Annotated in this window: 11 protein-coding genes; 3 read left to right on the forward strand and 8 right to left on the reverse strand. The window is 72.5% G+C overall.

All coding sequences use genetic code 11. The features are described 5' to 3' along the window. The first annotated feature begins 25 nt into the window (after nucleotides 1-25). Nucleotides 26-1990, forward strand: coding sequence for a M13 family metallopeptidase (locus ACQUQD_RS37170; RefSeq protein ID WP_428956613.1), 1965 nt, complete (start codon nucleotides 26-28; stop codon nucleotides 1988-1990). Nucleotides 1991-2055: 65 nt separating this feature from the next. On the opposite strand, the gene ACQUQD_RS37175 is transcribed toward ACQUQD_RS37170, so the two are convergent. The 7 genes from ACQUQD_RS37175 to rho all read right to left on the reverse strand — a co-directional run bounded on the left by ACQUQD_RS37175 (nucleotide 2056) and on the right by rho (nucleotide 9789). Continuing rightward, nucleotides 2056-2781 (reverse strand): dienelactone hydrolase family protein, encoded by a 726-nt coding sequence (locus tag ACQUQD_RS37175; protein WP_428956614.1) that lies wholly within the window; start codon nucleotides 2779-2781, stop codon nucleotides 2056-2058. Nucleotides 2782-2903: 122 nt separating this feature from the next. Next, nucleotides 2904-4403 carry a DHA2 family efflux MFS transporter permease subunit gene (locus tag ACQUQD_RS37180; protein ID WP_428956615.1) on the reverse strand — a complete coding sequence of 500 codons (1500 nt, stop codon included), beginning with the start codon at nucleotides 4401-4403 and terminating at the stop codon, nucleotides 2904-2906. Between the two features lie 209 nt (nucleotides 4404-4612). Further along, a complete protein-coding gene (locus tag ACQUQD_RS37185) occupies nucleotides 4613-5926 on the reverse strand; it encodes a hypothetical protein (RefSeq protein WP_428956616.1) in 1314 nt (437 codons plus the stop codon). Between the two features lie 285 nt (nucleotides 5927-6211). Next, nucleotides 6212-7402, reverse strand: coding sequence for a CaiB/BaiF CoA transferase family protein (locus ACQUQD_RS37190; protein ID WP_428956617.1), 1191 nt, complete (start codon nucleotides 7400-7402; stop codon nucleotides 6212-6214). 89 nt (nucleotides 7403-7491) lie between these two features. Continuing rightward, nucleotides 7492-8022 (reverse strand): inorganic diphosphatase, encoded by a 531-nt coding sequence (locus tag ACQUQD_RS37195; RefSeq protein WP_428956618.1) that lies wholly within the window; start codon nucleotides 8020-8022, stop codon nucleotides 7492-7494. 75 nt (nucleotides 8023-8097) lie between these two features. Continuing rightward, nucleotides 8098-8589: a GNAT family N-acetyltransferase gene (locus ACQUQD_RS37200; protein WP_428956619.1), complete on the reverse strand. Its 492-nt coding sequence runs from the start codon at nucleotides 8587-8589 to the stop codon at nucleotides 8098-8100. Between the two features lie 30 nt (nucleotides 8590-8619). After that, a complete protein-coding gene (gene rho, locus ACQUQD_RS37205; protein WP_428956620.1) occupies nucleotides 8620-9789 on the reverse strand; it encodes a transcription termination factor Rho in 1170 nt (389 codons plus the stop codon). A 356-nt stretch (nucleotides 9790-10145) separates the two neighbouring features. Here rho and ACQUQD_RS37210 point away from each other — a divergent pair, with 356 nt between their 5' ends. Then, the gene (locus ACQUQD_RS37210) at nucleotides 10146-10859 is read left to right on the forward strand and encodes a class I SAM-dependent methyltransferase (protein ID WP_428956621.1); all 714 of its coding nucleotides are present in this window, start codon (nucleotides 10146-10148) and stop codon (nucleotides 10857-10859) included. Between the two features lie 10 nt (nucleotides 10860-10869). Here ACQUQD_RS37210 and ACQUQD_RS37215 read toward each other — a convergent pair whose 3' ends face one another. Further along, complete coding sequence (locus ACQUQD_RS37215) at nucleotides 10870-12099, reverse strand: alpha/beta hydrolase (protein ID WP_428956622.1); 1230 nt, start codon at nucleotides 12097-12099, stop codon at nucleotides 10870-10872. A 160-nt stretch (nucleotides 12100-12259) separates the two neighbouring features. Between ACQUQD_RS37215 and ACQUQD_RS37220 the strand changes: the two genes are divergently transcribed. After that, nucleotides 12260-14002, forward strand: coding sequence for a phosphatidylglycerol lysyltransferase domain-containing protein (locus ACQUQD_RS37220; protein WP_428956623.1), 1743 nt, complete (start codon nucleotides 12260-12262; stop codon nucleotides 14000-14002). Nucleotides 14003-14007 lie beyond the last annotated feature (5 nt).

Genomic DNA, 14007 nt, shown 5'->3' on the forward strand with positions numbered 1-14007 from the left:
CCTCTGACCTGGGTAGGCTGCGGCGATGAGCACTCTGGATGACGCGCGCCCGGGCATGGACCCGGCGATCCGACCGCAGGACGACCTCTTCGGCCATGTGAACGGGCAGTGGCTGGCGACCGAGCCCATCCCCGACGACCGCTCCAGCTGGGGCCCCTTCGTGCAGCTCGTCGACGTCGCCGAGCAGCAGGTCAAGGAGATCATTCAGGAGATCGCCGCGGGCGGGCCCACCGGCCTCGACGCGGACGAGGCCCGCAAGATCGCCGACCTGTACGCGTCGTTCATGGACGAGGACGCTGTCGAGGCCCGCGGCCTGGACCCGGTGCGGCCGCTCCTGGAGGAGGTGGCCGGGCTCGGCGACGTACAGCAGCTCGCCGCGTTCCTCGGCCGCTTCGAGCGCACCGGCGGCTCCGGCCTGTTCGGCGCGTACATCGACTCCGACGACCGCGACTCCGACCGTTACCTCTTCAACATCCTCCAGGGCGGCCTCGGCCTGCCCGACGAGTCCTACTACCGCGACGAGAAGTTCGCCGAGACCCGGGAGAAGTACGAGGCGTACCTCACCGAGTTGTTCACGCTCGCCGAGCACGCCGACCCGGCCGCCGCGGCCCGCACCGTCCTCGCCCTGGAGACCCGGCTCGCCGAGGGCCACTGGGAGCGCGCCGAGACGCGCGACGTGCAGAAGACGTACAACCTCACGACCTTTGACGAACTGACCACGCTGGCCCCGGCCTTCGACTGGCGCGGCTATGTCACCGGACTCGGCGGCAACGACGACACGCTCGCCCAGTCCTGCGTGCGCCAGCCGTCCTACCTGGCGCACCTGTCCACGGTCCTGGCCGAGACGCCCGTCGAGCAGTGGCGCGACTGGCTCCTCGCCAGGGTGCTGCGGGCCAACGCGTCGTACCTGTCGTCCCCGTTCGTGCGCGTCAACTTCGAGTTCTACGGGCGCACCCTCAACGGCACCCCGGAGCTGCGCGCCCGCTGGAAGCGCGCCGTCGCGTTCGTCGAGGGCGCCATGGGCGAGGCCGTCGGCAAGGAGTACGTGGCCCGGCACTTCCCGCCCACGTCCAAGGCGCTCATGGACGAGCTGGTCGCCAATCTGCTGGAGGCCTACCGGCAGTCCATCGGCGCCCTCGACTGGATGACCGACGAGACGAAGGAGCGGGCGTACGAGAAGCTCGCCACGTTCCGCCCGAAGATCGGCTACCCGGACCGGTTCCGCGACTACTCGGCGCTGACCGTGACCGCCGACGACCTGCTGGCCAACGCGCACGCCGCCGACGCCTTCGAGCACGACCGGCAGATGGCGAAGCTCGGCGCGCCGGTCGACCGCGACGAGTGGTTCATGCTGCCGCAGACCGTGAACGCCTACTACAACCCGGGCACGAACGAGATCTGCTTCCCGGCCGGCATCCTGCAGAAGCCGTTCTTCTCGCCGGACGCGGACGCCGCGGAGAACTACGGCGGCATCGGCGCCGTCATCGGCCACGAGATCGGGCACGGCTTCGACGACCAGGGCGCCCAGTACGACGGCCAGGGCAATCTCAACGACTGGTGGACCGCGGACGACAAGGCCGCCTTCGAGTCCAAGTCGAAGGCGCTCGTCAAGCAGTACGACGGCTTCTCGCCGCGCAACCTGCCCGGCGAGTTCGTCAACGGCTCGCTCACGGTCGGCGAGAACATCGGCGACCTCGGCGGCCTGACCATCGGCCACACCGCGTACCTGATCGCGCTCGCGGGCGCGGACGTGCCGGTCGACGCGGACGGCGCGAGCGGCTCCCAGCGGCTGTTCCTCAACTGGGCGTTCTGCTGGCGCACCAAGCGGCGCAAGGAGCAGGAGCAGCAGTACCTGACGATCGACCCGCACTCGCCGCCGGAGTTCCGGGCGAACATCGTGCGCAACCTCGACGAGTTCCATGAGGCGTTCGCCACGAAGGCGGGGGACGGGCTGTGGCTCGACCCCGCCGACCGGGTGCGGATCTGGTGACGTGATGCGGCGCGGGGCCGGGAGGCGGACGCCTCCCGGCCCCGCGGTCCAGGGGGCGCCGCTCCTTACGCGCCGGAGAGGCGCGCCTTGAGGAACTCGACCGTCGCGGCCCATGCCACGCGTGACGCCTCCGGGTCGTGGACCTCGGGGCGGCCGTCGTTGAAGAAGGCGTGGTCCGCCGGGTAGACGCGGAAGTCCGCGTCGACGCCCGACTGCTTCTTGATCGTGGCGCGCAGTCCGTCGAGGGTCGCCACCGGGATGCCCTCGTCCCGGGCGCCGTAGTGGCCGAGGATCTCCGCCTTCAGGTGCGAGAAGTCGGGGACCTCGCCCTGGATGACGCCGTAGAACGGGACGGCCGCGCTGACCCGCGGGTCCTTGGCCGCCAGGTAGAGGACGAAGCCGCCGCCCATGCAGAAGCCGACGGCGCCGACGGTGGCGGAGGTGACCTCCGGCAGCGACAGCAGATGGTCGACCGCGCCGGACAGCAGCTCGACGCCGCGGTCCACGGGCAGCTCCTGCATCATGCGGAACGCCTCGGCGGAGTCGTGTGCCACATTGCCGCCGTACAGGTCGGGCGCGAGGGCCACGAACCCCTCGGCGGCGAGGCGGTCGGTCACATCGGCGATGTGGTCCGTCAGACCCCACCACTCCTGGATGACGATGACGCCGGGGCCGCTGCCGCCGGGCGGCAGCGCCAGATAGCCGTGGGCGGGCGTGCCGTTGCTGTCGAACGTCACGTTCTGGTGGGCCGGACGGCCGGTGGATCGGGGGGTGCTGGGGGTGTCCGACACGAAGTGCCTCCTGAGCCGAGCTCGATGATCGTGTCCCACGATGCCACTGCCCCTGCTCGCGGCACGCGTGGGGGCCGCCGTCTCCCTGCGGACGGCGGCCCCGGGGCCGGAAGCGGCGGCTGTCACATGTGGACGACCGGTGCCGCCTCCGGGTCCTGCCGCACGGCCCCGCGCCGGTACAGCAGGAAGGCGATGACCGCGCCGGCGGCGAAGAAGCCCGCCGACCACCAGAACGCGGTCGTGTAGCTCTCGATCGTGGCCTGCGCCTGTGTCAGCTTGTCCGCCGGGTTGCGGCCCGCGAGGTAGCTGGTGGCGGCGCTCGCCGCCAGGGTGTTCAGCAGCGCGGTGCCGATCGAGCCGCCCACCTGCTGCATGGTGTTGACGGTCGCGGAGGCCACGCCCGCGTCCTCGGCGGCGATCCCGCTGGTGGCCAGCGCCATGGCGGGCGGCATCACGGCGCCCAGGCCCGCGCCGATGATCAGCAGCTGCGGCAGCACGTGCGTGGCGAACCCGGAGTCCAGCCCGATCCCGGTCAGCCAGGCCATGCCGACCGCGGCGAGGGCGAACCCGGCGGGGATGACGATCTTCGGGCCGATCCGCGGCACCAGCACCGTCGTGGAGATCTGCGCCATGACCATCAGCGCGGCCATCATCGGCAGGAACGCGACGCCGGTCTTCGTGGGGCTGAAGCCGAGGTTCAGCTGCAGGTAGTACGTGAGGAAGAGGAACACGCCGAACATGCCCGCGCCGGTGATGAGCACCGTGATGAACGAGGCGGCGCGGTCCCGGTCGAGGAGCACGCGCATCGGCAGCAGCGGGTGCTTCGCGCGGGTCTGCCACGCGGCGAAGGCGAACAGCAGCACAGCACCCGCGGCCAGGAAGCCCCAGGTCTGCGGGGAGCCCCAGTCGTGCGTCTCGGCGTTCGAGAACCCGTAGACCAGCGAGAACAGACCGGCGGAGACGAGGAGCGTGCCGGGCAGGTCGAGCTTGGATCCGGCGGCGTCACGGTGGTTGTGCAGGAGGACCCAGCCGCCGATGAAGGCGGCGACGGCGAAGACGAGGTTCACGTACAGCGTCCAGCGCCAGTCCAGCGCGTCGGTCAGCAGGCCGCCGAGCAGCAGTCCGACCGCACCGCCTGCGCCGGCGATGGCGCCGTAGACGCTGAACGCCTTGGCGCGCTCCTTGGCGTCGGTGAACGTGGTGTTGAGCAGGGACAGGGCGGCCGGTGCCAGCAGTGCGCCGAAGACGCCCTGCAGCGCGCGGGCCGTCACCAGCATCCCGAAGCTGGTGGACGCGCCGCCCAGCACGGAGGCGCCGGCGAAGCCCGCGACACCGACCAGGAAGGCGGGCTTGCGGCCGAAGAGGTCCGCGATGCGGCCGCCGAGCAGCAGCAGGGAGGCGAAGGCCAGCGCGTAGGCCGTGACGATCCACTGCCGGTTGCCGTCGGTGAAGCCCAGGTCCTGCTGGGCCGAGGGGAGCGCGATGTTCACGATCGTCGCGTCGAGCACGACCATGAGCTGCGCGATGCCGATGATGCCGAGGATCCACCAGCGCCGGTCAGATGCCGGCGGGGCGGACGGGGCCGGGGTGCCGGTGGCGTCGGCCACTGTCGTCTGGGACATGTGAGGCCACTCCAGGGAAGTCGCGGGGGAGCAGAGAAGCACTAAGAGAACGAAACGGTTTCGTTCTCGACTCGATGAGCGTACGACCTCCTAAGCGAAACGGCAACGTTTCGCTGGGAGAGTGACGCGCGCAACATGCCTGGAAAACGCCGGTGCCCGGCACTCCCACGAGGGGAGGCCGGGCACCGGGGCGGGACGGGCGTGGCGCGTCAGTCCTTCTGCTGGGCCGTCTGCAGGGCCGTGATGCAGGCCGAGATCGCCGTCTGGAGCTCCTCCAGGCGCCGCACCATGTCGTCCTCGTAGATGTCGTCGATCTCCTGGACGTCGTCGAAGGTCAGCTCCTCGAAGGCCTTCGTCGCCTTCTGCAGGCTGCTGTAGAACTTCGCGCGCCGCTCCTGCACCCGCAGCTCGGGATCCGACTCGACGGCCTCCGCGACGAGCGTGCGCACGGTGTCGTACGCCTCGCGGGCCCACTCGCCCGCCTCCTCGTCCTCATCGAGCTCGTCGATGAGCGACAGGTGCCGCTCGGCCTCCTCGCGCAGCTGCCGCGGGGCCTCGATCTTCTGCCCGGCGGGCGTCTTGACCTGGCCCTCCTCGGCGATCTTCCGCACGTACTCCAGGCGGTCGCCGGTCTTCGACTCCTCGGCGACGGCCTTCTTCAGGTCGTCGGCGCGCACGATGTCGCGAGCCAGGCCCGAGCGGAGCACCGGGTCCTCGCCCAGGCGGTCCATCAGCGCCTTGCGAGCGGCCTCCGCGGTGCCCGGATCGGCGAGGATCGCGGCCCGCAGCGCCGTCGGGTTCTCGGCGACCTCCAGGGCCTTGGTCGGCCGGATGCCCTCCGCCTCGGCGGCCTCGGTGATCGCCTGGCCGCGCACCGAGGAGGCACTGGACCGGGAGACGTAGTACGACAACCAGACGTCGGCGTCCGGCAGTTCGACGTCGACGCCCGGCGCGAGGGCCTCGAACTGCGGGACCAGGCCGTCGTCCGCCGCCTTGTCCCACGCCTTGTAGAAGCGCATGACGCGGTCGGCCGAGCAGCCCGCGAGCGCGGCGAACCTGCGCGCCGAGACCTTGGGCGTCTGCGCGGCCGGCTGACCGCCGGGACGCACGCTGCGGGCCACCTTCAGAGCGAAGGTCCAGCCGCCGGTGCGGGCGTAGACGCCGAAATCGTGGGCGTCACGGGCGATGGACTCCGGTACCTCACCGGAGGCGTCAGTGCCCTCCCCGTCCTCCTCGTCCTCCTCGTCTTCGTCCTCGATCAGATTCCCGGCCGACGCGTCGGCCGGGGCCGGCTCGGGCTGCCAGAAATGGTCGGACGGGGCGGCTGTGTCGGTCGCGTCGGTCGTGTCGGTCGACGGGGTCCACGTGTGGGCGGTGTCCCCCGGCTCGGCCGTCTCCCCGTCCGCGTCGGACTGGCGCGCCTCCGGCACGTCCGTCGCGGGCGTGGGCTCCGCGACGGTCGTGTCCCCGGCGTCCTCGCCGGACGGGACGGCTGCCTCGGACGAGTCGATGGCTACGGTCACGTAGGTACTCCTGGGTGATCGGGCGCGTGAAGGTTGACGCGACACTTTATCGCTCCGATTGGGATGTTTTGCGCGCGAGTTGTCGCGTCGGGCGTGGCCCCGTAGCCGGGCCCGCCGGTCACAGTTCCCCCTTCTGTGACCGGCGGGCCCGGGCCTCGACCGTGCGCCGCGGCGGGAGAGCGAGGGCACGGGAGGCTCTGCGCAGCAGCATGTCAGTGGGGGCCATCGTTGAAAGCGGGCCGAGTGACCCTTGTGGTGGGCCGAACGGCCCGGGTTCGCAAGCTCCTAGAGCGCCCCCTGCTCCCGCAGTTCCCGGATTCCCGCCGCGTCGTAGCCGAGTTCGGTGAGGACCGGGTCCGTGTGCTCGCCCACCGCCGGGACCGGATCCATCCGGGGCTCCACGTCGCTCAACGAGGCCGGGGGCACGAGCGCGCGGACGGGGCCGGCCGGGGTGGCGACGTCGCGCCAGCGGTCGCGGCCGGTCAGCACCGGGTGGCGCAGGAAGTCGTCGACCGTGTTCAGGCGGGCGCTCGCGACCTTGGCGTGTTCCAGGAGCGCGACGGCCTCCTGCGTGTCGAGTTCGGCGAAGCGCGCCGTGACGATCGCGTCGAGTTCGGCGCGGCGCGCCACCCGGGCCGAGTTGCGGTGGAAGCGCGGGTCCTCGGCCAGCGAGGCGTCGCCGAGGAACTCCGCGCAGAAGGAGGCCCACTCCCGCTCGTTCTGCACGGCGAGCAGGACCGTCCCGCCGTCCGCTGCGTCGTAGGGCCCGTACGGGGCGATCGTCGCGTGCGCCGCCCCGACCCGTTGCGGCTGACGGCCCGAGTACGCCGTGTAGTACGCGGGGTAGCCCATCCACTCCGCGAGCGCCTCGAACAGCGACACCTCGACCGCACGCGCGGTGCCGGTGGCCCGCCGCTCGTACAGGGCGGTGAGGATGCCCGAGAACGCGTACATGCCCGCCGCGATGTCGGCGATCGCGATGCCCACCTTCGCCGGGGCCTGCGGTGTGCCGGTCACCGACACGACACCGGTCTCGCACTGCACCAGCAGGTCGTACGCCTTGCGGTGCGCCCACGGCCCGTCGCTGCCGTACCCGGAGATGTCGCACACGATCAGGTCCGGATGGCGCACGGCCAACTCGCCTGCCGACAGGCCGAGTCGGGCCGCCGCGCCGGGCGCCAGATTCTGCACGAAGACGTCCGCGCCGGCGAGCAGCCGCTCCAGCACCTCGCGCCCACCGGGCGTCTTGACGTCGAGCGTCACCGAGTCCTTCGAGCGGTTCAGCCACACGAAGTGGCTGGACTGGCCGTGCACCGTCTCGTCGTAGCGGCGCGCGAAGTCGCCGCTGCCGGGCCGCTCCACCTTGATCACGCGCGCGCCCAGGTCGGCGAGCTGGCGCGTGGCGAACGGCGCCGCCACCGCCTGTTCCAGGCTGACGACGGTGACGCCCTCGAGGGGCAGGCGGGCGGCGCTCATGGGGATCCTCCGTGCTCGTACGGTGTCGCCCGCACGCTATGCGACGGCCTCACCCGCCCTCGCGGCGCCCGTCCGCCCCGGCGACCGGGCTATTCGCGCCCGGCGGCCGGCGTCCGTGCCGTGGCGCGTCGTTCCCGGGCCCGGCGGATCTCCTCGTAGGCCTTGTCCCGGCCCTCCCAGTGGGAGCCGTCGACGGACTTGCCGGGCTCCAGGTCCTTGTAGACCTCGAAGAAGTGGGTGATCTCCAGGCGGTCGAACTCGGGGATGTCCTCGATGTCCTGGGCCGACGCGCGGCGCGGGTCGTGGGCGGGGACGCAGAGGATCTTCTCGTCCGGTCCCTTCTCGTCGCTCATCACGAACATGCCGATGGCCCGGCACTCGATGGTGCAGCCGGGGAAGGTGGCGTCGCCGGTGAGGACGAGCGCGTCCAGCGGGTCGCCGTCGCCGCCGAGCGTGCCGTCGATGTAGCCGTAGTCCGCGGGGTACTGGGTCGAGGTGAACAGCATCCGGTCGAGCCGGATCCGGCCGAGTTCGTGGTCCATCTCGTACTTGTTCCGGGAGCCCTGCGGAATCTCCACGATCACGTCGAACGCGTCGTCGTGCGCCTCGCTGCCGCCCAATGTGGCCTCCTTGCCCCATTGCCGCCCGCTTCGATGCCACCGAGTGTGCGCCGTACGGGGCGAGGGCGGAACCCCTCAGACCGTGGGGGCGATGGGGAATACGAGTTCGGGGCGGTCCCAGGCGACGACCGGGGGACGCGCGGGCGCCGTCCCGGTGCGCAGGGCCCCCATGGTGCGGTAGAAGCCCTCCGCCGGCGGATGGGAGACGACCCGCACGTGGTCGAGCCCGGCGGCCCGGGCCTCGTCCCGCATGTGCGCGACGAGCAGGCGCCCGACACCCAGGCCCTGCGCGTCGTCCGCGACGAACATCAGGTCCAGCTCCGGCGGCGCGAGGACCAGCGAGTAGAAGCCGAGGACCCGCTCGTCGGCCCGGCCGGCCGCGACGAACACCCGGTGCGCCTCGATGTAGTCGGGGCCCACCCGGTAGTCCGCGACCATCGCCGCGTACGGGCCTTCGTAGGCGCGCGAGCCGCGCACGAGCCGGGTGAGCCGTTTGGCGTCGCGCGCGGTGGCCCGCCGTACGGTGACGGCCGGATCGCCGCCGGGGCGCGTAATGCGCGGAGTCATACAGTGAGTATTACATCCGTGGGGGCGGGGTCAGCCGGTGGGTACCGTCGGGTGCACCTGGCGCAGGAAGGTCGCGTTGTCCGGGGTGTGGCGCAGCTTGTCGAGCAGCGTCTCGTACGAGGACGGGGCGTCCCGGTTCTGGAGGACCCGGCGCAGACCGCGTACGGCCGCCAACTCGCTTGCGGGCAGCAGGAGTTCCTCGCGGCGGGTGCCGGAAGGGGTGATGTCGACGGCGGGGTGGACGCGGCGGTCGGCGAGGGAGCGGTCGAGACGCAGCTCCATGTTGCCGGTGCTCTTGAGCTCCTCGAAGAAGTAGTCGTCGGCCCGGGACCCGGTCTCGACCAGGGCCGTGGCGATGATCGTCAGGGAGCCGGCCTCCTCCGTGTTCCGGGCCGCGCCGAACAGGCGCTTCGGGCCGAGCAGCGCGGCCGCGTCGACACCGCCGGACAGGGTGCGGCCGCCGGAGGATGCGGCGTTGTTGTGCGCGCGGCACAGCCGGGTCAGCGAGTCGAGCAGGATCACCACGTCGCGGCCCTGCTCGACGAGGCGCTTGGCGCGCTCCACGGCGAGCTCGGCCAGGGCGATGTGGGCCTTGGCGGGCCGGTCGAACGTCGAGGCGTACACCTCGCCGCGCACGGAGCGCCGCATGTCGGTGACCTCCTCGGGACGTTCGTCGAGGAGCACCACCATCAGATGGGCCTCGGGGTGGTTGGTGGCGACCGACGCGGCGAGCTGTTGCAGCAGGACGGTCTTGCCGGTCTTCGGCGGCGCGACGATCAGGCCGCGCTGGCCCTTGCCGACCGGGGCGAACAGGTCGACGACGCGGCCCCCGAGGCCGCTCGCCGGGCCTTCCAGGCGGAGCCGTTCGGCGGGATGCAGCGGGGTGAGGTCGGTGAAGCGGGGGCGGGTGCGGGCGACCCCGGCGGGCGCGCCGCCGACGGTCTCGACATGGGTGAGCGTGTGCTGCCGCTCGCACAGGCCCGCCACGGCGTCGCCCTTGCGCAGGCCGAGCTGACGGATGAGGGAGGCGGGGACCTGGACGTCGCGGGACGTCGGCAGCAGGTCGCCGCCGCGCAGGAAACCCTGCCCGTTCGCGCCGATGTCGAGGACACCGGCGACCCGGACGGGGGCCTTGGGCGCGGTCGCGGCACGGGGCCGTTCCGCGGTGGTGCTGGGCTTTTCGAGTGTGGTGCTGGTCATGGTCGATCAGGGTCCTTTCGCGAACGCTGTGGGTACGCGGGCAGGGAGGGACGGGGATCCGGCGACCGGGACGGGGCGGGAACATCACGCCCCGTGGAACGGGCAGGACAGCCCGTGGCCGGGAGAGAACCTGGCAGTGCAGGGGCGGGGAAGAACCCGCCGAGAACCTGTTGACCAGGGATGATGCGCGCTACGACGCGGAATTGATCACGTATGCGCTGAAGCGCTGAAGAAGTGGAACCGGCACCGGCGCCGCAGAGTGGGCGTACACACGTGCCACTCGCAAGGTAACACGCCACCCCCGGTCCTGGGCAAGAGCGGATGCCGACGGGCCGGCCGCCCTATGCTGATCCGCCATGTTCACACCCCAGGGCCCCACCCTGCGCGAGCTGGCCGTGCAGGCCCTTTCCTCGGTCGAGCGCGGCTACGACCTGCTCGCCCCGAAGTTCGACCACACACCGTTCCGCACCCCCGGCATCGTGCTCGACCCGGTCGCCCGTGCGCTGCGCGAACGCGGTCCCTTCGGGGCCGGACTCGACCTGTGCTGCGGCACGGGGGCGGGCCTCGGCGTCCTTGGTGAGGTCTGCGCGGGGCCGGTCGTGGGCGTCGACTTCAGCGCGGGGATGCTCCAGGTCGCCCGCGGCGGAGAGCCGACGGCCTCGTACGTCCGCGGGGACGCGCTCGCGCTGCCCTTCGGGCCGGTCTTCGACCTGGTGGTGAGCTTCGGGGCGTTCGGCCACTTCCTGCCCGGCCAGTACCCGGAGCTGTTCGCCCAGGTGCGCCAAGTGCTGCGCCCCGGCGGGCAGTTCGCGTTCCCGCTGCCGGCGCCCCCGCGGCCGGGATCGCGCGGCTACTGGGCGATGCTCGGCTTCGACGCAGTCATGCGGGTGCGCAATGCGCTGTGGCGCCCGCCGTTCGTCATGTACTACCGGCCGTTCCGGCTCGGCGATGTGCGCCGCGAGCTGGAGCGGGCCGGCTTCGACGTCGCGCTGCGGGCGCTGCCCGAGCTCGGCGAGCGGTCCGACGGCAGCCCGCGCTGCCGACTCGTGGTGGCCACGCGCCGCGCGTAGGCGTCGCGGCTCACCGTGCGACGACGCGGCCGGCACCGGGGGAGGCCGCCCGCGCGGTGCGGCGCGGCTTCGGTGGCGGCGTGGTGTCCTGAGGGAACGTCAACTGGCGGCCCATCCACTGCATGGCGGGCCCGATCTCCCGCAGCCACGTCGTGAAGTGGTGGCTGCCGCGCGGCAGGATGATCCGCGCCGACGTCATCGGCGGCCGCACGGCCTTGAGGAACCGCAGCGTCGCCCCGTAGTCCTTCTCGCCCTGCCGGCTGCTCGCCACGAGCACCGACACCCGCGGCACGGGGAGATGACCGAGCCGCCACACCAGGTCGTGCCGCTCCTGGAGCCGCCCGGCGTCCGGGCCGCCGCCGAACAGGCTGCCCGTGGTGAGGTCGTCGTCGATGCGGTAGTCGCCGGACAGGGACGCGGCCGACGTGTACACCTTCGGGTCGCGCAGGGCGAGTTGGAGCGCGCAGGAGCCCCCCGACGAGTAGCCGAGCGCACCCCACGCGCTCGGGTCGTGCCCCACCCGGTAGGCCGACTTCAGTGCCTCCGGCAGGTCCTTGGTGAAGAACGTCTCCGCCCGGGGGCCGCCGGGCACGTCCACGCACTCGGTGTCACGCGGCGGCGCGATCGTCGGCCGCACCATCACCACGACGGTCGGCTGGAGCCCGCCGGAGCGCTCCAACCGGTCGGCCGTCTGCGGGACATGGAGGAACTGTGCGAGGTTCATGATGCCGCCGGGATAGCCGCTCATCGCCACGATCACCGGGAACCGCTGCCGGTGGTACTGCCGTTGGAAATACTGCGGCGGCAGATACACGAACGCCGGGTCGATCGCCCGCGTGCGCCGCCCGATGATGCGCACCGACTCCACCCGTCCCACCTTCGCGGGCGGCCCGGCGGGCAGGCCCCGCACCCGGTCCAGGCCCTGCGGCCCGGCGGGCTCGACCAGGCCGCCCCGCGCCGCGTAGACGCCGGTACCGCCGGGGTCCGCGAGATGCGCGGGCGCTGTCGATACACGGCCGAGCAGCTCGTCCCAGGAGCCGTAGAACTCGAAGTCGGCGTTCACCGCCACCGCGCACGCGGTCAGGATCGCGCACTGCGTCGCGGCGATGACACCCAGTCTGCCGAGCACGGCCCCCGGGCCGCGGCGCGCGAGGCGTGGCCAGGCCCACACCGTGAGCCCCACGCACACCAGTGCGGCCAGCGCCGTCGCACATTCCAGCGCCCGACTCGTCAGGCCCATGTTCGCTCCACCTCTCGCCGGCAACGGTCGACCGCCCAGGGGCAGCCTGCACCGGACAAGAGGCCGCGACCGGCAGGCGGGTTTGCCGGTCCGCGCGTTCTTACCGTTCTCCTCCCCGGCTCTTACCCCACCGCTGACCTGCGCCCATACGCTCACGCCCGTGAACCCCCGCCCCGCCGCCGTGGCCGGCCACACCTGCCTGCTCATCGGACTCCTCGACATCGCCACGGCCGTCTCCCCGCACGTGCGCGCCAGCCGCGTCGAAGGCCTCGCGCCCTACGTCCCCGGGCTCGCCGACGACCTCGCGCGCGCCGCCGCGCTCGCCGCGGGCCTGCTCCTCGCGCTCCTGGCCCGCGGCCTGCGCCGCCGCAAGCGCCGGGCCTGGGAGGCGGCCGTGGCCCTGCTCGCGGTGAGCGCGCTCGTACAGGGGCTGCGCCACCACGCGTTCGTGGCCGCCGCGGTGTCGGCGCTGCTGTGCGCCGGACTCGTCGGGTTCCGGGGCGAGTTCCACGCGCTGAGCGACCCGCGCGGCAGAACCCGCGCCCTGGGCAACCTGCTCGTCCTCGGCACGGTCAGCATCGGCCTCGGCCTGCTGATCGTCGGTCTGCGGGCCGACCACGAAGCCGGCCACGGCATCTCCTTCGCCGACCGGCTGCGGCAAGTGGCCTACGGAATGGTCGGGTCGGCGGGCCCGCTCACCTACGACAGCGACCGCGTCGCCGACATCGTCCAGCTGTCGCTGCTCACCCTCGGCCTGGTCACCGCGTCCACCACCGCGTACCTGGCGCTGCGGCCGGTGCGCCTCGCACCGGTCGACGGCGGCGCGCGGCTGCGGGCCCTGCTGGACCGCGAGGGGCGGCGCGACTCGCTCGGCTACTTCGCGCTGCGCCGCGACAAGGCCGTCCTGTTCTCACCGACGGGCAAAGCCGCCGTCGCCTATCGCGTGGTGTCCGGCGTCGCCCTCGTGGGCGGCGACCCGATCGGCGACCCGGAGGCATGGCCGGGCGCCATCAAGGAGTTCCTCGACCGGTGCGCCCGGCACGCCTGGACCCCGGCCGTCATGGGCTGCAGCGAACTCGGCGGACAGGTCTGGATCCGCGAAGGCAACCTGAAAGCGCTGGAGTTGGGCGACGAGGCCATCGTCGACTGCACCGCCTTCAGCCTCTCGGGCCGCACCATGCGCAACGTACGCCAGATGGTCCACCGCATCGAGCGCGGCGGCTACTCCTGTCAGGTGCGGCGCGTACGCGAGCTGCCCGACGACGAGAAGAAGCAGCTGCGCGAGGCCGCGGGAGCCTGGCGGGGGAGCGCCACCGAGCGCGGGTTCTCCATGGCGCTCGGCCGGTTCGGCGACCCCGACGACGGGGACTGCGTCGTCGTCACCGCCCACCAGCAGGCCCCCGACGGCAGTCGACAGGTCCGGGCGCTGCTGCACTTCGTACCGTGGGGCGACGACGGGCTCTCCCTCGACCTGATGCGCCGCGACCGCACCGCCGAGCCCGGCCTGAACGAGCTCCTCATCGTCGCCGCCCTGCGCGCCGCACCCGGCCTCGGCATCGCCCGCGTCTCCCTCAACTTCGCCGTGTTCCGCGCGGCGTTGGCGCGCGGAGAGCGCCTCGGCGCGGGCCCGGTCCTGCGCGTGTGGCGGGCTCTGCTCGTCTTCCTGTCCCGCTGGTTCCAGATCGAGTCGCTGTACCGCTTCAACGCCAAGTTCCGCCCCGACTGGCAGCCGCGCTTCGTCGTCTACCCGACGGCCCGCGATCTGCCGCGGATCAGCTGGGCCTGCCTGCAGGCCGAGGCGTTCGTCGTGCTGCCCCGGCCCGCCGAGCGGCTGCGGCAATGGGCGCGGACCCGCCGCGGCGACGTCCCGGCGGGCCGCCCGGTGAACCTCACCGGACCGTGAGCCCG

The sequence above is a fragment of the Streptomyces sp. cg35 genome, assembly GCF_050410835.1.
Taxonomy (GTDB): domain Bacteria; phylum Actinomycetota; class Actinomycetes; order Streptomycetales; family Streptomycetaceae; genus Streptomyces.